The organism is Streptomyces sp. NPDC055189, assembly GCF_053606765.1.
This window is the reverse complement of the sequence record NZ_JBSGSG010000180.1, coordinates 1-3,254: the sequence shown is the minus strand read 5'-3', so window position 1 is coordinate 3,254 and position 3,254 is coordinate 1. Positions and strand designations below refer to the sequence as shown.

Genomic DNA, 3,254 nt, shown 5'->3' with positions numbered 1-3,254 from the left:
GCCGGACACCATCCTGTGTCCGGCCGCAGGCCGTCTTGGGCCAAAGCCTTATGCCGCCGGCTGAGCCAGCCAGTCCGGCAGGGAAGCCAACTCGTCCCGGCCAAGCGCAAGGAGCATCGCGTCCGCAGGAGTCGGCTCAAAGGGCTGCCGCAACAACGGCATACCCGCCTCCTCCGGCGTTCGGTCCGCTTTGCGGTGATTGTCCATCGCGCACGAAGCGACCGTGTTCAACCAGGTGTCCCTGCCGCCCTGCGCCCGCGGCACCACGTGGTCCACGGTCGTCGCCCGCCTCCCGCAGTACGCGCACCTGTGCTGGTCCCGTACGAGAACACCGCGCCGCGACCACGGAGCCCGTCTTCGGAAAGGCACCCGTACGTACCTGCAGAGCCTGATCACCCGGGGCACCGGTATCTCGACCGCCGCCGCGCGCACACGGAGTCCGGGGTGGGCATGCTCGACGACTGCCTTGTCGCTGAGGACCAGTACGACGGCACGGTTCAGCGTCACCGTCGACAGCGGCTCGAAGCTCGCGTTCAGCACCAGCGTGTCCCGCATTTCGCCCACCTCCCGTATGCACACCGACCCACCCCCTGGCGGGCTGGGATCAACTCTGGCCGGGCACGCCGAGATGGACAACGCAATAAAAAATGCCCGCCCCTGATCACTTCCATGACCAGGGGCGGGCAAACGTTCAGTGAACGCTCAGCTACCGGCGGGAGCCGCGTACTCGGCGAGCAATTGCGCGCGCCCGAGCGTGTGGAACCGGAGATTGAACCCGATGGCGGCGGGCGGAGTGTCGGAGTCCGGGCCGAGCTTCTCCTGATCCACCGCGTACACGGTGAACACATAGCGGTGCGCCGGGTCACCGGGCGGCGGCGCGGCGCCACCGAACTCCTTGGTCCCGTAGTCGTTCCGCACCTGCACGGCGCCCTCGGGCAGCCCCTCGAACTTGCCGCTGCCCGCACCGGTGGGCAGTTCCGTGACCGACACCGGGATGTCGATGACGGACCAGTGCCAGAACCCGCTGCCCGTAGGAGCGTCCGGGTCGAAGCACGTCACGGCGAAGCTCTTGGTCTCCGGCGGGAAGCCTTCCCACCGCAGGTGCGGCGAGGTGTTCCCGGCCGCATGGACCTGAGCGTCCTTAAGGACCGCCCCCGGCTCGAAGTCCTCGCTCACGACCGTGAACGACGGCACGGGCGGATGGAAGTCATGGGGAAGCGGCGGCCTCTTGAGCTCGGTCACGTCGGCACCTCCTGATTGGTTCCTGATCGGCGGTAGCTCTGCAGCTCTTCCGTTACGAGCCTAGAACCAGTTGCGCTTGCTGCCGACCTGGGACAGCCATTCGTTGAGGTACGCCGCCCAGTCCGTGCCCTGGAAGTCGTTGAGACCGACCTTGAACGACCGGAACGAGTCGCTGCCCTCGCTGAAGAGACCCGGCTTCTTGTCCATCTCCAGGATGACGTCCATCTCGCGGTCGTCGGCCACGAAGCTCAACTCGACCTGGTTCAGGCCGCGGTACTGCTGCGGCGGGAAGAACTCGATCTCCTGGTAGAACGGCAGCTTCTGCCGCGTGCCGCGGATGTGACCGCGCTCCATGTCGGCGCTCTTGAAGCGGAAGCCCAGCTGGATGAAGGCGTCCAGGATGGCCTGCTGCGCAGGCAGCGGGTGCACGTTGATCGGGTCCAGGTCACCGGAGTCCACGGCACGGGCGATCTCGAGCTCGGTGGTCACACCGATGTTCATCCCGCGCAGCTGCTGCCCGTCGATGGACGTGACCGGCGTCTCCCAGGGAATCTCGAGCCCGAACGGCACCGCGTGCACCTGGCCCGCCTGGAGCGTGAAGGCCCCACCGAGGCGCAGCTTGGTGAACTCGATGTCCTGCTTCGTCTCCTGGTCCTGGCCCTCGACCTCGACCCGCGCCTGCAGACCGACGGACAGACCCTCGATCTCCTGGTCCACGGATCCGCCCTGGATCCGCACCTCACCCTGCACGACACCACCGGGTACGACATTGACCTCGGTCAGCACCGTCTCCACCGAGGCACCGCCGGCACCCAGGCTCGCAAGCAGCTTCTTGAACCCCATGACTCTCCTCCCCCAGGCCCCGCCTGTGGTTCGACTCGACTTGAATCCTTGATCCATACAAACGCGATGAACCTACGTCCGGTTCCGCGCCATCACCCTGGCAACCCGCCCGGCCCATGGCCACCCGCCCGGCCGGACCCGCTCCAGTAGGCTCGGACGGCATGATCAAGGCCCCTGACCGTACGCCCCTCACACACGACTTCTTCGAGCGCCCTGTCCTCGACGTGGCACCCGATCTCCTGGGCCGTGTCCTGGTGCGCAGCTCACCGGAGGGGCCGATCGAGCTGCGCCTGACAGAGGTGGAGGCGTACGCGGGCGAGGCCGACCCCGGTTCACACGCGTATCGCGGCCCGACGGCCCGCAACAGCGTGATGTTCGGTCCGCCCGGACACGCGTACGTCTACTTCACCTACGGCATGTGGCACTGCCTCAACGTGGTGTGCGGCCCGGAAGGCATGGCGAGCGGTGTCCTGCTCAGGGCAGGGGAGATCACGACCGGTGCCGAGATCGCCCGCAAGCGTCGACTCTCGGCCCGCAACGACAGGGAACTGGCCAAAGGCCCCGCGCGCCTGGCCACGGCCCTTGACGTGGACCGCAGCCAGAACGGCATCGACCTCTGTACAGGAGGGGACGCACCCCTCACCCTCCTTACGGGAACGCCCGTCGACCCCGACCAGGTCAGCAACGGCCCCCGTACGGGAGTCGGCGGCGAAGGCGCCGTCCACCCCTGGCGCTTCTGGACCCTCAACGACCCGACGGTCAGCCCCTATCGGGCGCATGCGCCCCGTCGCCGCCGAACTTGACGCGGCCTTGGGCGGACCGTAATGTAGCCCGAGCCGCTTGACCCGGTGACGGCAATCTGCCAGTAGCTGGAAGCGGCCAACCACTACCTACAACTTCCCCTCAGCGGGGGCGAATTTGGCGTGCTCGCATGCCGGAATTCAAACTCGCGGAACTCGATTATGAGTTGCAGAGGGAATCCGCTAACGTAGTGAACACGCCGAAAGGCAAAGGCCCTCCAACGGCCACCGGAAATGAAATCCGAACCGGAAACGGAACGGAAAACGGATCTGGTAGAGTCGGAAACGCAAGACAGCGAGAACAGCAAGACAAAAGAAACACCGAAGGGAAGCGCCCGGAGGAAAGCCCGAGAGGGTGAGTACAAAGGA

The 3,254-nt window shown here is 66.4% G+C and carries 4 protein-coding genes; 1 reads left to right on the top strand and 3 read right to left on the bottom strand.

What is annotated here, in order from left to right; translation table 11 throughout:
• Positions 1–48: 48 nt before the first annotated feature.
• The 3 genes from ACWFR3_RS46650 to ACWFR3_RS46640 form a co-directional block, all read right to left on the bottom strand.
• A complete protein-coding gene (locus tag ACWFR3_RS46650; RefSeq protein ID WP_453740798.1) occupies positions 49–555 on the bottom strand; it encodes an HNH endonuclease in 507 nt (168 codons plus the stop codon).
• A gap of 147 nt (positions 556–702) precedes the next feature.
• The gene (locus tag ACWFR3_RS46645; protein WP_453740797.1) at positions 703–1,242 is read right to left on the bottom strand and encodes a YbhB/YbcL family Raf kinase inhibitor-like protein; all 540 of its coding nucleotides are present in this window, start codon (positions 1,240–1,242) and stop codon (positions 703–705) included.
• Positions 1,243–1,302: 60 nt separating this feature from the next.
• Complete coding sequence (locus ACWFR3_RS46640; protein ID WP_451215369.1) at positions 1,303–2,085, bottom strand: sporulation protein; 783 nt, start codon at positions 2,083–2,085, stop codon at positions 1,303–1,305.
• 161 nt (positions 2,086–2,246) lie between these two features.
• Here ACWFR3_RS46640 and ACWFR3_RS46635 point away from each other — a divergent pair, with 161 nt between their 5' ends.
• Positions 2,247–2,888, top strand: coding sequence for a DNA-3-methyladenine glycosylase (locus ACWFR3_RS46635; protein WP_453740796.1), 642 nt, complete (start codon positions 2,247–2,249; stop codon positions 2,886–2,888).
• The last annotated feature ends 366 nt before the right edge of the window (positions 2,889–3,254 follow it).

What these genes read in the sequence shown, in the direction of transcription:
- ACWFR3_RS46640 (WP_451215369.1), bottom strand. Translation starts at nt 2,085, where the DNA reads ATGGGGTTCAAGAAGCTGCTTGCGAGCCTGGGTGCCGGCGGTGCCTCG.
- ACWFR3_RS46650 (WP_453740798.1), bottom strand. Translation starts at nt 555, where the DNA reads ATGCGGGACACGCTGGTGCTGAACGCGAGCTTCGAGCCGCTGTCGACG.
- ACWFR3_RS46635 (WP_453740796.1), top strand. Translation starts at nt 2,247, where the DNA reads ATGATCAAGGCCCCTGACCGTACGCCCCTCACACACGACTTCTTCGAG.